Raw genomic sequence first — 22,103 nt, 5'->3', positions numbered from 1 at the left:
GGCCTTGCCCGTGAGGCTTCCCGTCGGAGCGACGAGGCCCGGTGCCTTCGCCACCGATCAGCCCCGCTCGCCGCCTCCCGCTACTGCGGCCCGTATCCCACGCCAGGTCCTCTCCACTACCAACGAGCCTTGCAAGCGGCAACATGAGAGTCGTCCCACGTGGCACGTTTTTCGGGCTTCTTGTAGCAGGTCAGGGCGGCGGCCATGACCAGGCCTCGGCTCTGCCAGTCGTTGCGGACCACGTACGGGATCTTGAGACCGCTAACAGCCCATGGAAGGTTCAGGCCGCATGATCGATGAATTCGCGAAGGACAACCTGCATGGGAGACTGCGGCGGGACCGCAAGGCGCTGCTCTGGAAACTCGACGGCTTGTCCGAGTACGACGCCCGCCGGCCTTTGACAGCGACCGGGACCAACCTCCTCGGCCTGGTCAAGCACGTGGCCACCGTCGAGGCCAGGTACTTCGGCGAGGTCTTCGACCGCCCTTCCCCGGAACCGCCGGCCCGGTGGCAGGACTACGACGGCAGCGATCTGTGGGCGACCGAGGACGAGACCCGCGATGAGATCATCGGGTTCTACCGGCGCACGTGGGAACACTCGGACGCGACGATCAACGAGCTTCCCCTCGACGCCCCCGGCCACGTGCCGTGGTGGCCGGAGCCTTGTCCCAACACGAACCTGTTCGCCATCATGGTCCATGTCCTCGGCGAGACCATCCGGCATGCCGGGCACGCCGATATCCTGCGCGAGGGCCTCGACGGCCGGACCGGGGTGCGCGCCGAGAACGAGCAGCAGAGCGACGAGGAAGCCCGTGCAGCCTACTGCGCGAAGATCGAGCAGGCCGCCAGGTCGGCCGCACCAATCAAGGCTTAGTGGTTGTCTCACGTGACGTGATCCCTGCCGGAACGTCCAACTGCGGTTGGACGTTCCGGCGTTCTCCCGCACCTGCCGCGGTCTGTCAGAGGCTCGTCAGGGCTTTCACGAGGTCGGCGGCAACCTGACGGTCGATGGGTTCGGGAACGGCCTGTGCGCCGTGGACCAGGGACAGTCGATCATCTGTGGAGATCGCGGCCAGGCTACGAGCCTGGAGGGTCAGACCGAGATCCATCGCCTGGATGGGATTTCCCTTCGCGGCCGTCAGGTTGATCATCTTGGTGTCGGCGAGGATGGTGATCTCCCGCCCATCGCGCAGCCGGTGGATCGCGCGTTCCTGGCCGCTGGGGCCGGAGCGGTGCAAGGACGTGGTCTGCTCACGAAGGGCTTGGGCGTCCACTTCCCAGGGCATGTGGCCGACGCCGGCGACGAGGGTGCCGTCCCGCAGGGCCTCGATCTCCGCCGGCCCGATGACGTTCGGGTGACCGGTGGCGAGGAAGAGGAGTTGGGTCTGGGGGAGGAGGTCGAGCAGGTCGCCCACGCGATGGCCCGCCATCACGGCTTCCAGCGCTCGGTAGGGGTCGGTGTCGGCGACACTGACACGCGCACCGAGGCCAGCCAGGGTGTCGGCGACGCCGCGGCCGCAGGGGCCGTACCCCACGACGGTGGCGTGTGCGCCCGGGAGCATGAGGTTGGTGGCGTTCATGAAGCCCTGGACGACGCTTTGACCGACGCCGAATTCGTTCTCGACCAGCAACTTGAGCCGACTGTCGTTGATGACGATGATCGGAAAGGGCGGTGGGGTGTCCCAGGAACGGATGCGCAAGCCTCCGGTTGTGGTCTCCTCCGTGGCCCCCCTGAGTGAGGGCAGCCCACCGCGGGCGATGACCGCCTCGATCAGGTCGGCGCCGTTGTCGAGGATGAGGTCCGGCTGGGAATCGATGACCTGGTGGATGTTCTCGCGGTGCTGGTCGAGGGTGTCGGAGCGGTGACCCACGACGGTGACGCCGGCATCGCGCAGCGCGTCGGCTGTGTCCTCCTGTGTGGTACCGGGAGATCCGGTGAGCACCACCTCGGCGCCCGCCTGGGCCAGGTAGGAGACCAGGACGGCGGTCTTGGGCTCGATGTGGAGGCAGATCCCTATGCGGCGGCCGGCGAACACAGACGCCTGCTTCTGCATGGTGGCCATGAGGAGCGGCATGTGGCGCGCCGCCCACAGGGTTCCGTCGTGGGCGATGGAGGGAAGGGTGGGGGAGGGCTGTGGCATGGAGACCTCGGCTGGTGGGAGTGGGAGCGCAGTCGGCAGGGCACACCTGTGCCCTGGGGTCCGGAACGAGGACACACGTGTGCCCTGGCCGCGGTCGACTGGTCAGCCGTAGAACTCGCTGCGGTAGGAATGATCACCGAAGATGTGACGGCTTCCTTCGCGGGTCTTCATGCGGGAAGCCTCCTCACCGATGACTGGGACAGCGGATCACGCCGCTGCAGTGAAGTTATACGCATAACCTCTGGCGTGCAAGCGCGCAAGCGTGGGGGGGAGTGGCTCTCGGAGTCACGGCTTCGGAGCTTGAGGTGCACGAGGGCCCGTCTGGTTTGCCCGTACGGCCCAGCCCCGGGGCCAGTGGTGCGTAGCGGCGGGTTGCGGCCCGGTGGCAAGACGCCGTCGGTGAGTTCTCGTCAGTTCTGCGGGTGGGGCGGGTGGATGGTGAGTCCGGTGTGAGTCAGGAAGGACCAGGGGAGTTGATCGTTCCGGCTGATGCGGTGGATGCCCCGTTCGGTGACGTCGGCAACGTCTGCAAGGTGGTCGCCGGCGAGGTTGGCGAGTTCGCGCGCTTTGATCGTTGACCACAGCAGTTCCACTGGGGTGGCTCGGGTGTGTAGGCGGGTAGTCGCTCGATGGTGAGTCAGTCCTGTTCTGCCACCCAGGCGCGCATTGCCCGGCTCCAGTGGGCGGACAGCCCGTCCCGGACCAGCACCACCGGCTCTTCGGCGTAGAAGCCCTCGACCGACCTGCTCGAGGACCTGAATGAATGCGATGGTGTCGTAGCTTCCGGCCCTGAGGTGGAAGCACAGCCGCAGCCCGCGACAAACACACCCCCGCCACACGCTCGACCACCGGACCGACCCGCTCCGGCGTCCACGGATCGGCCTCGAACCCGTGCGCTGGGCGCCTGCTCCAGCGCGGCCCGCACCTGCTCGACCTGGGCGTCGTCCAGCTTGGCGGACGACCGGTGGCCGGACGCCGCCGCAAGGCATGAGCGCCACCCGTCTCCCACACCCGTCTCCACCGCCGCACACTCTCATCACTGCCCCGAGCATCCGTGCGATCCCGGCGTTCGAGCATCCTTGCTCGAACAACTCAGCCGCCCGCACGCGCCGGGCCTCGACCAACTGCGGTCGCGTCAAGGGAGGGACGACAGGCCCGGAGGCAACACGTGAAGGCTGGAAAGACACGACAACAGGCTCCCGCTGACGGAGGCGCCGTCCACACAGAACTACGTAACGAAAACCTCAGTAGTCGGATTCCACCGTGCCTGCGCCCTTGACGTCCGCGGCCGGAGCGGTCGCGAGGGCACCTGGCAGCGCGCGGCGTGAGCTGATCCCGAGTTTCGTGTACACCTTCCGTAGATGCCACTCCACGGTGTGTGGGCTGATGAACAGCTCCGCACCGATCTTCGCGTTCGTCATGCCGTCGGCGGCGAGAGTCGCGATCTGTGACTCTTGTGGGGTCAGGGTGCTTGCCGGGTTGCTTTCTCGCACCCGGACGTGTTCGCCGGTGGCGAGAAGCTCGCGACGAGCTCGTTCCGCGAACGCGTTCGCCCGCATTCCGTCGAACATGTTGTGGGCTGTGCGAAGGTGATCGCGGGCGAGCGCACGGCGGCGGGCCCGACGTAGCCACTCTCCGTAGAGGAGATGGGTACGCGCTGCTTCCACGACAACGCGGCCTCGTGTGAACTCCTCGATCGCGGTCTGGTAGAGGTGGTCGGCCTCGTCATCGTCGTCGGTGAGGAGGGCTTGGCTGCGGGCGCTGGCGCCACATGCCCATCCGGACTTGGCGGCTCGGGTGAGTTTGATCAGTTGGGCAAGCGAGGCGCGAGCTTCGTCGATCTTGCCGCAGCGGGCTGCGGCTTCGATGTGTTCGACTCGCGACAGTCCGGTGAAGTTGAATCCGTCGTGTTCGATGCCGGAGCGAGCGGCTTGCAGTGCCTGGTCGTAGCGTGCCAGGCCGTTGAAAAGCACGCCCTGGATGTAGCCCGTGACGCCCAGGAGGGATACCTCGCCCCGTTGTGCGGCGCTTGCCTTGGCGTCTTCGATGATGCCGACGGCAGCGTCTTCGTCGCCTCGCCACGCGGCCAGGACAAGCGTTGCGTACTGGTGCGGGGCGTGCCCGGTCGCAGCGGCGATGGCGTCTGCTTCGTCGATCATCCGGGTTGCTTCGGCGAAGTTGCCGGTGTGGATGTGGACCCCACTGAGGTAGATCAGCGCCGGCGGCAGTGCGCCGAGCGCCCCGATGTCGCGAGCCAGGCGCACTGCACGAGTTGCCAGCGTGTCCCAGGCATGCAGGTCCCAGGCGTGGTGAATGAACGCTTCCAGCGCGACCGGGGCCAGGAGAAGCCAACGCATCGTCGCCTCCCGGGTGCCGAGTTCCTCGTGTGCCAGAGGTTCCAGCGCACGGCGCAAAGCCGGGACGCCGGTCTCGTAGCCGTCCGCCAGGAGCGTGGAGACACCGTCCAGGAGCAGGTCGGCGGCTTTGGAGCCGGAGGGGGGCGCCCCGGATGCGCGGGCCGCGATCGCTGCGGCGCGGGCACCTGTCGGACCGTGGACCCTGCTTGCGAAGATGGTCGCGCTGATCGCCTCGAGGTAGGTCTCCCTTGCCAGTGGCGACTCGGCGGCCGCAAACTGTGCGGCGGCGTCGAGGAGCAGAGGTGCTGCCTCGTCGCTGCGGCTGCGGGCGAAGAGGATCCTGGCACGCAGGCGTGTCAAGCGGGCGTGGTCCATGGGGCTGAGGGGGCACAATTCGGCCCGCGTCGCCAACTCTGTGGCGCTGTCCGGTGAGGCGGCCGAGAGGTGCGCCTCGGCGGCCGCGAGGGCCCGGCGCCCTCGTGCCCAGGAATCCGGCGTCACATCGGCTGCGCGCTCCAGCAGAACCGCCTCGGCGGCCATGCCACCGCGCTGCCGCGCACGGTCGGCGGCCTGCTCCAGGCCTGCGGCCGCTTCCTCGTCCGGCCCCTCGGCGGCCTGCGCGGCATGCCAGGCGCGGCGGTCGGGATCCAATACCGGGTCCGTGGCCGCGGCAAGCGCCCGATGCACAGCTCGGCGCTCTTCCGGGTCGGCCTGCTGGTAGACCGCCGAACGAACCAGCGGGTGCCGAAATCGAACAGACTCACCGAACTCGATCAGACCGGCCGCCTTGGCCGGTGCGCCATTGCGGGGGATTTTCATGTGGGTGGCTGCGCGCACCAGCAGATGCCCGTCCCCGACCGGTTCCGCTGCGGCGATCAGCAGCAGTGTTCGAGTTTGCTCCGGCAGCGAAGCGAGCCGACTGGCGAAGTCCTGCTCGACGCGGCTCGACACCGTCCCTCGGAGATCAGGGGAACTGGAGGCCATACCGTATGCCAGCTCGGCCGCGCTCCGACCGCGGGAGAACTCGAGCAGCGCAAGTGGGTTGCCGTCCATCTCGGCCACGAACCGGTCCCGGACCCGCTTCTCCAGCCGCCCGCCGACGGCGGCCTCGAGGAGTTCTCCGCCCGCGGCGGTATCGAGACCGCCGATCCGCAGCTCCGGCAGGCCGGCGAGCGCGGCCCGCCCCTCAGGGTCGCGTACCGCGAAGACCATGGCGACGGCCTCGGCGAACAGTCGCCGAGCCACGAACTCCAATGTCTGCAAAGAAACCTGGTCAAGCCACTGGGCGTCGTCCACCACGACGAGTACCGGTCGGCTCTCCGAGGCCCGGGTGAGCAGAGTCAGCACGGCGAGGCCGACCAGAAAGCGGTCGGGCGGATCTCCCGCCGCCATCCCGAACGCCACCCGGATGGCATCGCGCTGGGGTTCCGGCAACGCTTCCACCTCGGTCAGGAACGGCGCACACAGCTGGTGCAGGCTCGCGTAGGGCAGCTCCATGTCGGCCTCGACGCCTTGCGCCCGGGTTACCGTCACCCGGGAAGCCTGGCCGGCCACATACTTCAGAAGCACCGACTTCCCGATACCTGCTTCGCCACGGAGCACCAAGATCCGAGACCCACCCTCACGCAAGGTAGCCAGCAGGTCATCGAGTGCCGCGCACTCGGAATGCCGGCCCACCAGGGCGGGAAGCGGGCTTGTGGCCATGCGACTCGGCTCCTAGTTGAGGCCTGGGACGGCTCCCAGGACAATTGTCGGAACTATTTGCGAAAACGATACCTGGGACGGCTCGAAGCACGCGGGCGGCATAACGTCGAGTAACTGTGACAGTCTCCACACCGTGTGATCGCGTGATGGTCACAGACGTCGCCGCCATCCGGTCGACAGGTATGGTCCGCCGTCACAGGAGGCCCGCATGTCATCGCTCGGCCACCACCTCGCCGCGTCGGTCCTTGTGGTGGGAACCGGGGAGCAGGTCTTCGGGCAGCTGCCGAGGTCGCCGAAGCCGGCGTGTCGGTCATGGCAGTGAGAGCGCGGCCGACGGCGCTCACGGTGTATGGCGGCTGGTGGGATCAACGCGGCGTCGGGCATCGTCGCCCCGGCGGCCACGTGGGAGCAGTATGCGGCTGACTCGGTGCGAGTGAGCGGCTTGCCGGCCGACCCGCGCACCGTGCTGGTCGTGGCCCGGTCGCGGGACGCCGCGCAGGGACTCCACGACTTGGAGCGCTACGGCATGCGTTTTGATCACCAAGGCGCCCGTCGGGCCGCCCAGCGTCGACTCGGCGCCCTCATGCTCGGTGTGGGCCGGCTCCGATGCCTGCCGCAGTGGGGAGCGGCGCGCCGGCATCGCGGCGCTCGACCTGGCCACCCATCCCGCCGGCGCAGCGACCGTGTGGGCCGCCACCGTCACCGGACTTGAGCGCAGCACGGATGGCGGGCGCACCTTCCGTCCCGTCTCCTCGGCGCCAGGCCTGGTCGCGGTTGAGGGGCCGGAACCCGGATCGCTCGTGGCGCTCGCCGCGGACGGCCGCGTACTCACCGGCCGCGCCGGAGGGCCCTGGACGCAGCGGGGCCGCCTGCCCGAAGGAGGCAAGTCCACGGTGCTGACCGCGGTGACCGCGCAGCACCTGCCGGCCGCCGACACCACACACGCGGTCTACAAGTCCGCCGACGGTGGCCGTACCTGGATGCTCCTCCACCGCCCCGGAAACGGTCAGGAACACCACTAGCCTCATACCGCTGGGAGGTATATGGCTACCGGCCGGCTGCGCAGCAACCGACAGGGCCGAAGCAGCGGCAGTCTCGACCAGGGGCCGCCGGCACATGAAGCTGGCAGGCTTTGTCTCCGTGGTGGTGCTTGTCCTTGCCGACCACCTAGGTCTGGGAGGTGTTGTGGCGGCGAACCGGCGCTGGACGGGAGGTGCCGTGGCCACCGTCCTTGCCGTCTTCCTGGTGAAGGCAGCCGTCCTGGGTGGGTTCGCTGTCCACCGCAGCCGGGCTGGGAGACGCCGTTGGGCGGGGCCCCTTCACGCGCCGTCGTCTGCCCCCGGTTGGGACGCGTAGCAGTTCCCTTACTGTCCAGGCTGACGCGCAGGGGCACGCTGTGGCGGTGAAGCGCCGGCGGTCCGCCAGCTCCGGGAATCAGGATCTGGCGGACTGTTGGCTGCGGACGTCGCTCTATCGCCGTTTCGCAGGCCATGGTTTGCACCCCTGTCTTCTCGCCGGACTCGCTGTGCTGCTGCTGGTGGGCTGCGGCGTCCACGGACTTCTCCGTGCGCATCGCCAGGAGCGTGATGAGGGCCCCCGACGGCGGCTATGGCAGCGGCCGCGGTGAACGCTGCGCTGAGGCCGTCGGTCAGGGCGGGCAGGTCACCGAGCCGGCCGGCGCCTTGGGACGTGGCCAGGGCGGTGAGAGCGGGCAGGCCGAGCGCCGAGCCGACCCGATACGTCGTGTTGACGATGCCGGGGGCCAAGCCCGCCTGCTCGGCCGGTGCGCCGGACATGGCCGCCATCACGGCCGGGATGTACGCCAGCGACATGCCCAGCGCGGCCACCAGCGAGGCGGGCAGCACGTCGACGACGAATGACCCGCTTGGCTCGACAGCCGACAGCCGACAGCCACAACAGGCCCGGAGCCAGGACGTGCAGTCCACCGCCGATCAGGGGCTTGGCGCCGAGGCGTCCCAGCAACCGCGCGGTGATCACCGTCATGAAGACCATGAGCAGCCCTGTCATCGGCAGCAGCGCCGCACCCGAGGCGAATGCACGGCCTTGGCGGTAGGAGTGCCTGCAGCAGCAGGGGTGCTGACCCGCTCACTCTCAGCGGGTCCTGCGACTCTTCCTGCGGCGTACGACCAGGCTGCCGAGGACGTGGAGCAGGGTGATGACGAGTACCGCTCCGATGATCCAGTGCGTCCCCGAACCGGACGCCATCAGGAGACTGCCGAGACCCAGGTGGACGGCCACGACGAGCGCGACGACGGCCAGGAGACCGAGCGCCGCCCGACGTGGTGTATGGGGCCCGGCCTTCTTTGCCGAGACGGGAGTATCGGTGGTGGGATCCCCCAACTGGTGACCGGACGGTTCGGTCTGTCGCCAGGTGACGTGCAGTGCATCGTGCTGGCCGATCTCCTGCATGCGCGCGGCGACCAGGTGTTGGATGCGCTGCAGGCTGTCCGGGTCGGCGGCCTCGACACGGAGGGTCAGCGAGTTGGTGTCGGCTCGCAGGGTGCAGCGGCCCCCGACGAGGTCGATCGTCCCGTGCGTGTTGCCCCGTTCGACGTGCTGGGTCCGGGTCGGTGCATGGCCACCGTGGTGCATGTGGGGCCGGTGGCGTGTGTCACCGCCCAGCGCGCTGGGGTACTCACACAGCTGTGCCAGATACCAGCTTGGCCACTCGGTTCGAATGTCGGCTTCGGCAATCAGCACACAACTTCCTTTCAGAGGCGCGCCGTAAGGGCTGCACGTGTTGCAGATGCGAGTTGGGGCAGCCGGCCATGCCTGACAAGACGGGCGGCGACCGGGTCACAGCGCCTTGAAGGCCTTTGCGCTGCGCCGGACCGCATCACCCAGTTGCACAGCACGGGGGAGCAGATGACCAGAGGGGGGCCGGCCCGTGGCTGGCCCCCCGACCTGATCGTTACGGGCGAGGTGCCCGGCGGTCCTTACGTGCCTCGAGCTCCTCCGCGCTCACCGGTATGACCACCGGCTGCCCGGGCACGCCGAGGATCGTGGCCATGTACACGGTTTCGCCGTCCGCAAGGTTGTTGGCGCCCTGGTAGTGGATGACGTCACCCCCCGGCTCCCAGAATGCTTCCCCGGCCTTGAGGACGCGCTCCGGCTCGCCCTCCAGCTCGAAAATCATCTCGCCCTTGACCACGTAACCGAACCCAGGGCCGGTGTGACGGTGCGGCGGGTTCCCCGGACTGCCGGGCGGCAGAGTGATCACGACGGTGGTGGCCTCGGGGTTGTCGGGGACCGGGGCATTCGGGACCTTGCCGAGGATCTGCACGGTCGCCGGTGGCGGAGTCGTGTTGGCGTTTTCGGTGCTCATGTTGAAGACCTCGCTTACTAAGGAGCTTGCCTCTGATCTATGTAGACAGCACGGAGCAGTGATCTGTGACAGCCGCAGCGACGCATCCCGGCGCGGCGTCCGGCTCTGGATGCGCGATGAAGCCACTGCGTCACGCCTCCCATGAGGAGATCGGTGCCCTGTTGGGTTCGGCTACGACTTCTCCGAGGGCGCGCAGTCTCTTCGTAGGAGCGCGGGAGTCGGCCACGGCAGACGGTTGCCGCACGTCATCAGAAGACGCTGCATGCGGCGCTGGGTGATCAGGCAGACCGCGAGGCCAGAAACGGGTGGCGGTGTGCAGGTCGGAGCCGGTGTTTTCGTCGTCCCACAGCAGGATGCACGTGAGCTGGGCGGAAGCAGGGGGTCTGCCCGACGGTCGACCGCGCGCGTCAGGCAGTCAGCACCACGCCACCGCCTGGAAGAAGTCTTCGAGTTCACTCTCTCAGCGGGGCGGTGTGCCGCTGGTCCAGACGCCGGTCACGTTCCAGGTGGCTAGGGGCCGCCGGCAGGTCATTGCTGAAGCGCGGTTCCTGGGGCAGGCACTCCCACTGGGGTGTTCGTCTGAGGCATGATCAGCGTCTCTCAGTGCGTTGTGGCAAAGGGAGTCCCTGTTCGATGAACAGGGACTTGGACGGAGGTTCTGGAGCAGGCTCAGGCGGAGGTGGATGCCGCGCGGGAGCGAGTCGGGCGGGCCCGGGTGGGACGTGAGGAGCTCGTGTCGGTGCTGGCCGAGGAGAGCCCGGTGAATACGCCGGTTTACGTGCCGTCTGGTGGTGAGACGGCTGCCGCTGTGGGATCGGGCGGCCCTGGCGCGGGGCATGGTGAGCGGCCGCTGGTGTGGCGGTCGGGCATGGGTGAGGAGGTGCTCAGCGGCTTGTATCGGGAGGTGTTCGCTACGGTGGTGGCAGCTTCGGCGCCGGTGAACGGGGTGGAGTTGACGCGGGCGGTGGGCCGGGATGCGGAGATCAAGAACGAGGTGGGGAAGATCCGGCACCGTGCCTACGTGCTGGAGAGGCGGGGCTGGCTGGTGCGGGCGAGGGACGGATGGTTCATGCCCGCGCCTTCAGCCGTCGGCCGGGACGCTTCTCCGGCCGGCGCGGAGCGTGGCCGGCCAGGCGCCGGGACAGCCTGATCACGGCGGCCCACCACACCGTCTGAGGGTGGTGGGCGAGGCGGCGTTCGTGGTCGCGGTTGAGGCGGCGTGAGCGCGGCAGCCAGCTCAGCGTGCGCTCCACGACCCACCTGCGGGCCAGTACGACAAATCCGCGCCGCCCGTCCAAGCGCGGGCACGACCTCGACGCGCACCCCGTGACGGGCGAACGCCTCGGCCAGTGCGGGGCCCTGGTAGGCACTGTCGACCCACACCAGCTTCAGCAGCCGGCCCGGCTCTTCCATGAACGTCTCCAGCAGCGCGGGGGCGGCCTTGGAGTCGTGCACGTCGGCCGTGGTCACGGTCACCTCCAGGAGCAGGCCCTCGGTATCGGTCAGGATGTGGCGCTTGCGCCCGTCGCGTGACTTGCCGCCGTCGTATCCGCGGCTGTCCTCGCCGACGGTCTCGCAGGCGTCCACCGACTGACTGTCGATGACTCCCGCGCTGGGCTCAGTGCTGCGGCCTGAGCGTTCCCTCGCCGTGCGGCGCAGGCGTTCGTGCAGTTCACGCACATAGTCGCAGGCCCGCCAGCGGCGGAAGAAGTCGTAGACCGCCCGCCAGTACGGGAAGTCGACCGGCAGGGCCATCCACTTCACGCCGTTGTCGACCAGGTAGGAGCAATGCTCAGTACCTGTGGATCACTCCTGACGGAAGGAGGCGTACCTTCCCGATGGATCGATCGATAGGTCATCGAGCAAGGCCGACGTTGCCGCGTCGGTCGGGAAGGCACGCCCGTGCTTACGGTAGTCAACGAGGACGGCACCACGCCAAGCGGCAGCTCGCTGCTGGATGAGAGCGTTCGGGAAGGCGCACGGCGGATGCTGGCCGCTGCGCTGGAAGCCGAAGTCAACTCCTACATAGTGTCGGCGTTCGCGTGAAAGTGCACAGCCCGGTACACGCGAATGTGCACCACGTGCCGTACCGCCCAGCGTTGCGGCTGGCTGACGGTCAGGTCGCCTGCCGCTTCCGGGACGCGTAGGACCGGGTCTTGTTACGGTTCCCGCACACCTTCATCGAGCACCAGCGGCGGCTGCGATTCTTCGATACGTCCCAGAAGGCCCAGCCGCAGGTGTGCTCCGCGCAGCGCTTGAGCCGCGCGGCATCCCCGGTCGTGACCAGCTCACTCCACGCGATCGCCAGCGCGGCCAGCGGCCTGCGCTGCGCGGACAGCCCCGCCGCAGGGGTCAAAAATCCACGCGAGGTGACCAGTACGGGATGTCCGGCCAGCACCCGGTCCGCCGCGGCAAGCAGTTCCGGGTCGGGGGTGTCGCCGACATGGCTGCCCAACTCCTCGCGGATGCCTGCCCGAAGGGCCACATAGCTGTCGTGGACGTCGGGGGGGATCTCTGCGGGCGCGTTGAGCAGGCCGCGGCCCGTCAGCCAGTTGGCCAGCCCGGCCGGGGTGGCGATCTCGTCGCTGGCCTCTTCCACGTCGACCGTGTTGGCGAACGCCTCCACCAGGACGGCTGCGGCCGGCGGCTCCAGCATTGCGGGTCACCTCCTGCAGGTTTCCGTCATTCTACCGGTCAAGCGTTTTACCGGTTGCGCGAATGCCGGGACGTGCACCACAGTGACCTAACCGGCTAAGACGTTAGACAGTTAGGGGATGAACATGGTCACGGCGGTGTCCCAGCGGGCTAAGACCGGCAAAAGCCTCGGCGCCCTGACGCGGGAGGGCTGTCCTCCAGCCGACCGCGGGCGGCGCAACACCGCGGTCCTGGTCGGCTTCACCGCCGCGACCAACCTCGCCGACGGCGTGATGAAGATGGCTCTGCCCCTGCTGGCCGCCCAGCTCACCGGCTCTCCCGCCCACGTCACCGCCGTCTCGCTGACCCTCACGCTGCCCTGGCTGCTCGTCGCCTTGCACATCGGCGTGCTCGTCGACCGTTTCGACCGGCGACGGCTGCTCTGGGGCGCAAACGGAATGCGGCTGGCGGCGATGGGCTGGCTCACCGTCTCCGCCGTGACCGGTGGCGTCACGCTCGGGCAGCTCCTCACCGCCGGGGCGGTCCTCGGTGTCGCCGATGTACTGGCCTCCACCTCCGCCTCCGCTCTGGTCCCAGCCGCGGTGCCGGCGGCCGGGCGAGAGCGCGCCAACGCCTGGATGGTGGGAGCCGAGACCGTGGGGCAGGAGTTCGCCGGGCCTTTCGTCGGAGGGCTGCTGCTGGCCGCCGGGACAGGCATCGCGCTGGGGCTGATAGGCGCCTCCTACGCGCTCGCCGCCCTCGCCCTGCTCCTGCTGGTGGGCCGCTTCCGGGCCGACGGGCCCGCTCCGGACGCGGCTGCAGTCTCGGTCAACAGCCGGATCGCCGAGGGGCTGCGCTTCCTCTGGCACGACGAGGTACTGCGCACGCTGGCACTGGTCGTCACCGTGCTCGCCGCCGTCTGGGGCGCCTGGCTGGCGCTCCTCCCTCTCTACGCCACGCAGGCCATGGAACTCGGACCGCAGCAGTACGGCCTTGTGCTCAGCGCCCTGGGGACCGGCGGACTGGCCGGCGCAGCAGCGGTGACCTGGGTGAACCGGCTGCTCGGTGCCCGCTGGGCAATGTTCGCCGACCTGATCGGCACCACCGCGATGGTCGCGCTGCCCGCCCTGACCACCAGCATCTGGGCAGTGGCGGTGGGTGCCTTCCTCGGCGGCATGGGCGGCACGCTGTGGACGGTCAACGCCCGCACCATCACCCAGCGCAAGGTCCCCGACGAGATGCTCGGCCGCTACGGCGCGGCGGCCCGGCTCTTCAACTTCGGCGCCATGCCGCTGGGCGCGGCCCTGGGGGGCCTGCTGGCCGAACTGGGCGGCATCCGGCCGGCCTTCGCCGTGTTCGCGGTGGCCACCGCGGCCACGCCGGTGCTGTTCCTCAAGAACATCACCCGGTCGGCCGTGGAAGCCCGTTAGTACTCCAGCCGGACTTCTGTATTTCTCCTGGTCAACGGTCTGGCGGTGGGGAGTGTAGCGGGGGTGTGGCATCCGCGGGGCGGTCATGGACGGGCTGTCCCACCATCGTGTGCCCGCGCCGCATGTAATGACAGCGTGACGAGCAGTCCGTTGTCGTGATCCACGACGTACCGACGAACGCCTGGGACCTGGAACTCGAAGAACTCTTCCTGCAGACCGGAGCCCGCTTCTCCCGCGTGGAGGCCCGGCGGCGGATGCGGGACTACGTCCGCGGACTGCTCGGTCCGGTCGGCCGAAAGAGCAGCTGGCAGCTCGCTGAGTACGCCGGCCATGCCACCCCACACGGCCTGCAGCACCTGCTCTCCCACAGCCGGTGGGACGCCGACGGCTTGCGAGACGACCTGCAGGCCTACGTGGCCGGACAACTCGGCCACGCAGAAGGCGTGTTGATTATCGACGACACCGGCTTCATCAAGAAGGGCACCACCTCCGCCGGGGTGCAACGCCAATACTCCGGCACCGCCGCCGAACAGAGAACTGCCAGATCGGTGTCTTTGCCGCCTACGCCACCACCCGCGGACACTCCCTGGTCGACCGCGAGCTCTACCTGCCCAAGTCCTGGACAGACGACCCAGAACGCTGCCAAGCCGCCCGCATCCCCGACGAGCGCACCTTCGCCACCAAAGGCGACCTCGCCCGCGACATCATCCGTCGCGCCCTCGCCTCCCCACTCCCCATCGCCTGGGTCACCGCGGATTCCGCCTACGGACAGGACTCGCACTTCCGGCGCTTCCTGGAAGACTGCGGTCTCTCCTACGTCGTCGCCGTGCCAAAGTCCCAGCCAGTCCACGGCCCGCGCATCGACCATCTCCTGGCCCAGGCCCCGCCCGAGGCATGGCAGCGTCTGTCGGCGGGGCCGGGAGCCAAGGGCGAACGGTTCTACGACTGGGCCGCCGCCCGCCTGCCCGCAGTGGGGGAGTTCGACGGCGACGAGCCGACCCGGCAGCGGTGGATGCTGGCCCGCCGCAGCATCAGCAAGCCCGACGAGATCGCCTACTACCTCGCCTGCGCTCCGCTGGAGGCCACCGTCGCCGACCTGGTCCGCGTCGCCGGCTGCCGCTGGAAGATCGAGGAGTGCTTCCAGAGCGCGAAGAACGAGTGCGGCCTGGACCAGTACGAGGTCCGTCGCTACGTGGGCTGGTACCGGCACATCACGCTCGCCATGCTCGCCCACGCGTTCCTCGCGGTGATGGCCGTGCAGGAGCGCGAAAAAGGGGTGACAAGGCCGACACACCCGACCTCGTGGACCTCACACCAGCCGAAATCCGTCGTCTGCTGGCAACTGAACCCCGCCGCCGTCCTGCACGCCGCGACCATGCGGTGAACTGGTCCCAATGGCGACGCCGCCACCAAGCGCGGGCCCGGCGCTGTCATTACATGCGGCGCGGGCACACGATGGTGGGACAGCCCGTCCATGACCGCCCCGCGGATGCCACACCCCCGCTACACTCCCCACCGCCAGACCGTTGAGCAGGAGAAATACAGAAGTCCGGCTGGAGTATTAGTACTCCAGCTGTAGATCGTGATCAGGCTCGCTTGAGGCTGGTGTGCGGTGCTGTTCTACGCTGCCCTGCATGATTGCCAAGCTGCAGTGTGTGGTGTTGGACTGTGCCGATGCCGATGAGCTGTCCCGGTTCTACCAGTCGCTTCTCGGCGGCGTGGTGAATCAGCCGGATCCGCGGTGGTCGCTCGGCGACGGCTGGGCGACGCTCCACACCGACGGTGGGTTGGTGCTGGCCTTTCAGCGGGTGGAAGACCATAAGCCACCGCGGTGGCCGGACCGCGCTCGGCCCCAGCAGTTCCACCTCGACCTGGGAGTCAAGGACCTGGATCGAGCTCAGGAAGACGTCCTCAGACTGGGCGCCACACTGCTCGACGAGGGTGACGGAAAGCGGAGCTGGCGCATCTTCGCGGATCCGGCAGGACACCCGTTCTGTCTCGTCCGGGACTGACGGCAGACACCGCAGGGGTGCGGCCACCGTTGATCATCGTGAGTTGTGTGGACTGACGAAGAGACGGTGGCCGCGGGCCACAGCATAGATCCCGCGCGTTGGCGGGAGGCGTTCGAGGTGGCCATGAGCCGGATCGCGACCCGGTTCGCCCGGTACGAACCCCGCTTGCGAGCCGGGCGGCTGCTGCTGGGCCTGCTGTCGGACCTGCCGCGCAAGAACTGCTGGACGATCGCCGAGTGGGCTGGGGAGGCCGGCCCGCACGGCATGCAGCACCTGCTGTCCGGGCCTCGTGGGACGCCGATGCCGTCCGTGACGACGTGCGCGAATACGTTGTCGAGCACCTCCACGACGAGGCCGCTGTGCTGGTCGTCGACGAGACAGGCGACGTGAAGAAAGGCACCCGCACGGTCGGGGTCCAGCGCCAGTACACCGGCACCGCCGGGCGGATCGAGAACTCCCAGGTCGCCGTCTACCTCGTCTACGCCGGTGAGCGCGGACACGCGGCAGTGGACCGGGAGCTGTACATCCCGCGCTCCTGGACGAGTGACCCGGACCGCTGCCAGGCCGCAGGGCTCGGCGAGGACACCGTCTTCGCGACCAAGCCGGAACTGGCCCGGGTGATGATCGAACGCTTCCTGGACGCCGGGCACCGCGTGGGCTGGGTGACCGGTGACGAGGTCTACGGCGGAAACCCGAAACTGCGGGCGGCCTTGGAGCAACGGGGCATCGGCTATGTGCTCGCGGTGGCCTGCTCGGCCGAAGTGCCCACTGCCGCAGGCACGTTCCGAGCCGATGCTCTGGCGAAGAAGGTGCCGAAGCGGGCCTGGCAGAAGCTCTCGGCCGGACGCGGCGCAAAGGGACAGCGATACTACGACTGGGCCGTCATCGACCTCGCCGAAGCGGCACCGGGCCACCACCAGCTGCCGATCCGCCGCAACCGCAGCACCGGTGAACTCGCCTACTACCGCTGTCACCCACCACGCCGGCATCCCTGGCCACCCTGGTCAGGCGCAGGTCATGCCGCCCATGGCGAGTTCGACCTCGGCTGCGTCGGGGACCGTGGTAGCCATCACTGCTCCTCGGCCTGTGGGGTGCGGACGAAGGAAGAAGAAGGTGCCGGACCCGTTCACTGGCCCGGCAGGCAGGCGGGGCCTTAAGCTCGCGCGGCCGGTCAGTTCATAGCCGGCGTCGTCGACGACCTGCGCCAGCAGCGTGTCGTCGGGCTGCCCGGAGGTGGTGACGGCGACCTGGCCCGCCTCTAGGTCGACGTTCACCGCCACCACACCGTCCAGCGCGCCCATCCCCTTGGCAAGCGTGGCCTTGCAGTGGCCGCACGTCGTTCCGGAGACGTTGTAGCCGGTGGTGCTGCCCTCGGTGGCCTCCGCCGCTGCGGTGGAGCAGCTGCCGTCAGGGGTGCAGCAGGACATGGGTTCCTCCACGAAAGGTACATGTACCCCAGGGGCACTGGTGACGGCAGCGGATATACCCCCCTGGGTATGTGTGGCAAATGGCCCAGCGATCTCTTGCTGATACCCCAGGGGGGTACAAGCTCGGTGTGTCAGCCCTCGAACGTGACGCCAACATCGAGAAAGGATCCGTTATGAACACCGGCGTAAAGATCACGGCCTACACCGCCGCCGTCGCGCTGATCTTCGCGGCTGCCTACGGCCTTGGCGCGGTCCTCGACCCCGTCACCTCGGGTCCGGAGCCTGCCACGCATGCCGACCACCCCCGGTCGGGCTCCGAAAATCACGGCGGCAGCCACGCGGACACCTCACCTGCGGGTCTGCTGGCTTCCCAGGGCGGATACACCCTCGACCTGAAGACCCCCAGCATCACCGCGGGGAAGACAGAGGAACTCAGCTTCGCCATCCGCGACCGGGAGGGGCGGCCGGTCACCTCCTACCGCCGTGAGCACGGCAAGGAACTGCACCTCATCCTCGCCTCCCGCGACCTGGTCACCTATCGGCACCTGCACCCCACCCGGGCCGCCGACGGCACCTGGCACACCCCCGTCACCCTGCCGGCCGCCGGCTCATACCGCATCTTCGCCGACTTCACCCCGGCCACCGAAAGCGCCACCAACCTCACCCTGGGCACCGACCTCGCAGCCGCGGGCACCGACAAAGCCACCGCCCTGCCCGAGCCCGCCGCCGCCACCACCGTCGACGGCTACACCGTCACCCTCAACGGTGAATTGCGGCCCGGCAAGGCGACCGAACTCACCCTCACTGTCGACCGGGCCGGGCAGCCGGTCACGGACCTGGAACCCTACCTGGGGGCCTACGGTCACCTCGTCGCCCTGCGCTCCGGCGATCTGGCCTACCTCCACGTCCACCCCAACGGCGAGCCCGGCGACGGAACCACCAAGAGCGGCCCCGGCATCTCCTTCACCGCCGCCGCACCGAGCGCGGGCACCTACCGCCTCTTCCTCGACTTCCAGCACAACGGCACCGTCCGCACCGCAGCCTTCACCGTGCAGACCGACAAGGCCGCCGGCCCTGCGGAACCGGCAGGCGGCGAAGGACGGCCCGCTCACCAGCACTGAGTCCGACGGCGACCAGGCGCCCGGCATACGGCGGGGGGATGATCAGGGGTTCGGTTGCCAGCGTGGCCCCGACGCCGGATCTTCTCCAAGCCGGGGCCTGCCGCCACTGCGACCGGACGGGCGCGGCCGTGCTCGGCGCAAGAAGGGACGAAGGCGGATGGTCAGTTACGGCAAGCACAAAGACGACGTGCTCGAGCGGCTGCGGCGGATCGAGGGACAGGTCCGAGGACTGCAGCGCATGGTCGAAGAAGACACGTACTGCATCGACGTCCTCACCCAGGTGTCCGCCACCACCCGCGCTCTGCAGTCCTTCGCCCTGCAGATGCTCGACGAGCACATGTATACCTGCGTACGGACCGCCGTGGCCGAAGGCGGCGAAGACGGAGACCTCAAGCTGAAGGAAGCCCGCGACGCCATCGCACGCCTCGTGCGCTCCTAGCCGCTCCCGGTAGCCCAAGCCCTCTTGATCAGTTGCCCGTGCCGGCGGCGGTCGATGGCAGAGCCGGCAGCGTGTGTCCACCGGACGACGACGCCGTGGGCGCCGCCTGGTCGGTGGTGGGCTGTCGTCATGGCTTGGGTCCGTACTCGAGGCGAAACGGCTGGCCGCCGCCGATGTACCCCGGAGGGTCAAGACGGCAACGGGAATGGCGAGTGAGGACACCGCGGCGGAGGTCTATACGCGCAGTGCGCGACGCAAGGTGTCGCTGAGCTCGGTGTACTTCTCCTCGGCCTGTGCGGGGTCGGTGCGGGCGGCGTGGGTGACGCAGCCGCGCACGTGGTCGTCGAGGAGGCCGAGGGCGACTTCCTGCAGGGCTCGGATGGCGGCGGTGATCTGGGTGAGGACGTCGATGCAGTAGCGGTCGTCGGTGACCATGCGGGAGATGCCGCGGACCTGGCCTTCGATCTTGTGCAGGCGGGCCAGGTGGTCGGCCTTGTGGTCGGCGTACCCGGGCGGCTGGGTGTGCAGGGCGTAGGCGCGGCGTGCGCTGGCCGAGGTCATCGGGGTTCGCCTCTCTGGTGCCTGTCGCCGGCGGCGGTGTAGCGGTGTGGGTCGGTGTCGAAGGTGGCGGCGCAGTGGGCGGAGCAGAAGGAGTAGGTGCCGTGCTCGGTGTTCCGGTGCTCCGCGGCGGTCGCCTGGTCCATCTGCATGCCGCACACCGGGTCCGTGACCGTGCTGTCGTCCTCGCCTCGAGATGCCCGGTGGTGCTCATGGCCCGCCGGGGGTGCTGTGCCGGCGGCCGGGTAGCGGCCGGCGGCTGACTCGACCCGGGGCTCAACGGGAGCGGGCCGGGCCTCGGGCAGCGGCTGGGGGCGCCAGCGGCGCAGCCGGGAGGCGTTGGTGACGACCGACAGGGAGCTGAGCGCCATGGCCGCGGCGGCGATGACGGGGCTGAGCCGGATGCCCCACAGCGGGAAGAGGGCTCCGGCGGCGAGGGGGACGCCGACGGCGTTGTAGACGAGCGCGAAGAACAGGTTCTGTCGGATGTTGCGCATCGTGGCCCGCGAGAGGCGGATCGCGGTGACGACTCCGCTCAGCGAGCCGGAGATCAGGGTGATGTCGGCTGCTTCGATGGCCACGTCGGTGCCGGTGCCGATGGCCAGTCCCACATCGGCGGCGGCCAGGGCGGGGGCGTCGTTGATGCCGTCGCCGACCATGCCGACGGTGCGGCCCTCGCCCTGCAGGCGGCGGATCTCGTCGGCCTTGTGCTCGGGCAGCACCTCGGCCAGCACCCGGCCAATGCCGACCTGGGCGGCGATGGCTGCGGCGGTGCGGGCGTTGTCCCCGGTGAGCATGACGACGTCGACGCTTAGGCTCTGCAGGGCGGCGATGGCGGCGGCGGAGTCGTCCTTGACGGTGTCGGCGACGGCGAGGACGCCTGCGGGACGTCCGCCGACGGCCGCGAGCACGGGGGTCTTGCCTTCAGCCGAGTACGCGGCCGCCACGGAGACGAGTGCGGTGGTGTCGATGCCGACGTCGCCGAGAAGCCGGGCGGTGCCGACCAGGACGGCTCGCCCGTCGACGGTGGCCTGGACGCCCTTGCCGGTGACCGAGTCGAACCCGGTCGCTGCGGGTGGGTGAAGTCCGCGGTCGCGGACGCCGGTGACGATGGCCTGTGCGAGCGGGTGCTCGCTGTCTGCTTCGGCCGCAGCCACCAGGCGCAGCAGCTCACCCTCGTCGAAGCCGTCGGCGGCGCGGACGTCGGTCAGGACGGGCTTGCCCGCGGTGACGGTGCCGGTCTTGTCCAGCACCACGGTGTCCAGCTTGTGCGCGATCTCCAGGGCTTCGGCGGAGCGGATCAGGATGCCGGCCTGGGCGCCCTTGCCGGTGCCGACCATCACCGACAGCGGAGTGGCCAGACCCAGCGCGCACGGGCAGGCGATGATCAGCACTGCGACCGCCGAGACCAGCGCGAGGGTCAGCGCCGGGGACGGCCCCAGGGTGAACCAGAGGGCGAAGGTGCCGATCGCGATGGCGATGACTGCGGGCACGAAGTACGCCGACACGGCGTCGGCGAGCCGCTGGATGGGGGCCTTGGACGCCTGGGCCTGCTGCACGAGGCGGATGATCTGGGCGAGCATCGTGTCGGAGCCGACCTTGGCCGCGCGCACGCGCAGGGAGCCGGTGCCGTTGACGGTGGCGCCGATGACCGTGTCTCCGGTGTGCTTGGTGACGGGCATCGGCTCGCCGGTGACCATGGACTCGTTCACCGCGGAGGAGCCGGAGAGGACCTCGGCGTCGACGGGGATCTTCTCGCCCGGCCGGATGACGAGCTCGTCGCCGACCACCACGTCCTCGACGGGGATCTCGCTTTCGGTTCCGTCCCGGACGACGCGGGCGGTGCGGGCCTGCAGGCCCAGCAGGGCGCGGATGGCCTCGCCGGTGCCGGCCTTCGCGCGGGCCTCCAGCAAGCGGCCGAGCAGGATCAGGGTAAGGATGACGCCGACGGCTTCGAAGTAGACCTCGCGTACGTCTTCCGGCAGCAGGCCGGGGGCGAGGGTGACCAGCAGGCTGTAGCCGTAGGCGGCGCTGGTGCCGAGGGTGATCAGCGAGTTCATGTCGGCGGCGCGGTGGCGCAGGGTCAGCCAGCCCGTCACGTGGATCGGCCGGCCGGTGTAGAACATCACCGGCGTGATCAGGGCCAGCTGCAGCCAGTGGTTCAGCATCCAGCCCGGCACCCAGTCGGCGCCGAACAGTTCGTGCGCCATCACCGCGAACAGCACCGGCGCGGTGAGCACCGCTCCCAGCAGCACCCGGCGGGTCAGGTCCTTGATCTCCGACCGTCGCTCGGCGGCGTCCGCGGCCTCCGACTCCGCAGCCGTGCGCTCCTCACCCGCCGACGACCCACCGACCCCAGGAGGTGGGGTCGTTGAGCCGTGGCCGTCCGGGGCGGGCGGTCCGAAGCCTTCCGCGGCTTCTACGAGCAGGGTGCCGTGGATCATGTTCATGCCGCAGGCGAAGCCGAAGGAACCCGGCCGGTCAGGGTTCAGCCGCACGGTGGTGCGGCTGTGGGAGGGCAGGCCCGCGCCGACCTGCAGGTCGGGGAAGACCACACGGGAGGTGCACTCGCCGGCCTCCTGCCGGTCGAACACCAGCTCCACCGGCACGCCCTGGCGGACCGTGACCAGATTGGGGCTGTAGCCGCCCCGCACCGTCACCTCCACCCGCTGCACCCCACCTTCCAGGCGGGCCGCGCCGACGCGGCGCGGGCCGAAGAAATACCAGCCCAGCGCGGCGATCAGCACAGCCGAGGCCAGTAGGACGACGACTTCGAGGGCACCCATGGGCTGCTCGCCTCCCTTGTCGATTCCCTTCCTCCAGCCTGCGCCCGGCTACCCCTACCCGGTAGGGGCGCAATGGCCCACTGGCCCGGGACCATACGGCCCCAGACCGACGCGCCTCAGCGGCGGGACGATGCAGGAGAAGGCAAGA

The 22,103-nt window shown here is 69.3% G+C and carries 17 protein-coding genes and 3 pseudogenes; 9 read left to right on the top strand and 11 right to left on the bottom strand.

What is annotated here, in order from left to right; genetic code table 11:
- Positions 1–289 precede the first annotated feature (289 nt).
- Positions 290–874, top strand: a complete 585-nt coding sequence (locus IPT68_RS00450; RefSeq protein WP_189697704.1) for a DinB family protein — start codon at positions 290–292, stop codon at positions 872–874.
- Positions 875–959: 85 nt separating this feature from the next.
- On the opposite strand, the gene IPT68_RS00445 is transcribed toward IPT68_RS00450, so the two are convergent.
- The 3 genes from IPT68_RS00445 to IPT68_RS00435 form a co-directional block, all read right to left on the bottom strand.
- Positions 960–2,141 (bottom strand): adenosylhomocysteinase, encoded by a 1,182-nt coding sequence (locus tag IPT68_RS00445; RefSeq protein WP_189697705.1) that lies wholly within the window; start codon positions 2,139–2,141, stop codon positions 960–962.
- 410 nt (positions 2,142–2,551) lie between these two features.
- Positions 2,552–2,734 (bottom strand): hypothetical protein, encoded by a 183-nt coding sequence (locus tag IPT68_RS00440; protein WP_189697706.1) that lies wholly within the window; start codon positions 2,732–2,734, stop codon positions 2,552–2,554.
- Between the two features lie 651 nt (positions 2,735–3,385).
- A complete protein-coding gene (locus tag IPT68_RS00435) occupies positions 3,386–6,202 on the bottom strand; it encodes a helix-turn-helix transcriptional regulator (RefSeq protein WP_189697707.1) in 2,817 nt (938 codons plus the stop codon).
- Between the two features lie 533 nt (positions 6,203–6,735).
- Between IPT68_RS00435 and IPT68_RS00430 the strand changes: the two genes are divergently transcribed.
- Positions 6,736–7,224 carry a beta propeller repeat protein gene (locus tag IPT68_RS00430; RefSeq protein ID WP_189697708.1) on the top strand — a complete coding sequence of 163 codons (489 nt, stop codon included), beginning with the start codon at positions 6,736–6,738 and terminating at the stop codon, positions 7,222–7,224.
- A gap of 521 nt (positions 7,225–7,745) precedes the next feature.
- Here IPT68_RS00430 and IPT68_RS33670 read toward each other — a convergent pair.
- The 4 genes and pseudogenes from IPT68_RS33670 to IPT68_RS34905 all read right to left on the bottom strand — a co-directional run.
- Positions 7,746–8,260, bottom strand: a pseudogene (locus IPT68_RS33670) (MFS transporter); the annotation flags it as partial.
- A 54-nt stretch (positions 8,261–8,314) separates the two neighbouring features.
- Positions 8,315–8,923 carry a DUF2218 domain-containing protein gene (locus tag IPT68_RS00425; protein WP_189697709.1) on the bottom strand — a complete coding sequence of 203 codons (609 nt, stop codon included), beginning with the start codon at positions 8,921–8,923 and terminating at the stop codon, positions 8,315–8,317.
- 211 nt (positions 8,924–9,134) lie between these two features.
- Positions 9,135–9,548, bottom strand: coding sequence for a cupin domain-containing protein (locus tag IPT68_RS00420; protein WP_189697710.1), 414 nt, complete (start codon positions 9,546–9,548; stop codon positions 9,135–9,137).
- A gap of 1,017 nt (positions 9,549–10,565) precedes the next feature.
- A complete protein-coding gene (locus IPT68_RS34905; RefSeq protein WP_373300538.1) occupies positions 10,566–11,303 on the bottom strand; it encodes a transposase in 738 nt (245 codons plus the stop codon).
- 147 nt (positions 11,304–11,450) lie between these two features.
- On the opposite strand from IPT68_RS34905, the gene IPT68_RS00410 reads away from it, so the two are divergent.
- Positions 11,451–11,594: a hypothetical protein gene (locus IPT68_RS00410; RefSeq protein ID WP_229818365.1), complete on the top strand. Its 144-nt coding sequence runs from the start codon at positions 11,451–11,453 to the stop codon at positions 11,592–11,594.
- Positions 11,595–11,664: 70 nt separating this feature from the next.
- Here IPT68_RS00410 and IPT68_RS00405 read toward each other — a convergent pair whose 3' ends face one another.
- Entirely contained in the window at positions 11,665–12,204 is a 540-nt protein-coding gene (locus tag IPT68_RS00405; protein WP_189702453.1) for a CGNR zinc finger domain-containing protein, read from the bottom strand.
- A 124-nt stretch (positions 12,205–12,328) separates the two neighbouring features.
- On the opposite strand from IPT68_RS00405, the gene IPT68_RS00400 reads away from it, so the two are divergent.
- The 4 genes and pseudogenes from IPT68_RS00400 to IPT68_RS00385 form a co-directional block, all read left to right on the top strand.
- The gene (locus IPT68_RS00400) at positions 12,329–13,612 is read left to right on the top strand and encodes an MFS transporter (RefSeq protein ID WP_373300784.1); all 1,284 of its coding nucleotides are present in this window, start codon (positions 12,329–12,331) and stop codon (positions 13,610–13,612) included.
- Positions 13,613–13,767: 155 nt separating this feature from the next.
- Positions 13,768–14,996 (top strand): annotated as a pseudogene (locus IPT68_RS00395) (IS701 family transposase).
- 250 nt (positions 14,997–15,246) lie between these two features.
- Positions 15,247–15,624: a VOC family protein gene (locus IPT68_RS00390; protein WP_189702128.1), complete on the top strand. Its 378-nt coding sequence runs from the start codon at positions 15,247–15,249 to the stop codon at positions 15,622–15,624.
- Positions 15,625–15,747: 123 nt separating this feature from the next.
- Positions 15,748–16,681 (top strand): annotated as a pseudogene (locus IPT68_RS00385) (IS701 family transposase); the annotation flags it as partial.
- Here IPT68_RS00385 and IPT68_RS34735 read toward each other — a convergent pair.
- Complete coding sequence (locus IPT68_RS34735; protein WP_407699468.1) at positions 16,629–16,925, bottom strand: heavy-metal-associated domain-containing protein; 297 nt, start codon at positions 16,923–16,925, stop codon at positions 16,629–16,631. The pseudogene IPT68_RS00385 and the gene IPT68_RS34735 sit on opposite strands and share 53 nt — an antisense overlap.
- Before the next feature lie 299 nt (positions 16,926–17,224).
- On the opposite strand from IPT68_RS34735, the gene IPT68_RS00375 reads away from it, so the two are divergent.
- Positions 17,225–18,172 (top strand): hypothetical protein, encoded by a 948-nt coding sequence (locus tag IPT68_RS00375; RefSeq protein WP_189702129.1) that lies wholly within the window; start codon positions 17,225–17,227, stop codon positions 18,170–18,172.
- A gap of 157 nt (positions 18,173–18,329) precedes the next feature.
- Positions 18,330–18,611 carry a metal-sensitive transcriptional regulator gene (locus IPT68_RS00370; protein WP_189702130.1) on the top strand — a complete coding sequence of 94 codons (282 nt, stop codon included), beginning with the start codon at positions 18,330–18,332 and terminating at the stop codon, positions 18,609–18,611.
- Positions 18,612–18,845: 234 nt separating this feature from the next.
- Here the strand turns inward: IPT68_RS00370 and IPT68_RS00365 are convergent, their stop codons facing one another.
- Positions 18,846–19,172 carry a metal-sensitive transcriptional regulator gene (locus tag IPT68_RS00365; protein ID WP_189702131.1) on the bottom strand — a complete coding sequence of 109 codons (327 nt, stop codon included), beginning with the start codon at positions 19,170–19,172 and terminating at the stop codon, positions 18,846–18,848.
- Entirely contained in the window at positions 19,169–21,955 is a 2,787-nt protein-coding gene (locus tag IPT68_RS00360) for a heavy metal translocating P-type ATPase (protein ID WP_189702132.1), read from the bottom strand. Before IPT68_RS00360 ends, IPT68_RS00365 begins: the two co-directional genes overlap by 4 nt.
- Positions 21,956–22,103: the final 148 nt, after the last annotated feature.

The organism is Streptomyces chromofuscus, assembly GCF_015160875.1.
Taxonomy (GTDB): domain Bacteria; phylum Actinomycetota; class Actinomycetes; order Streptomycetales; family Streptomycetaceae; genus Streptomyces; species Streptomyces chromofuscus.
Note: the sequence above shows the minus strand (reverse complement) of the source record. Positions and strands in the feature narration are given on the sequence as shown.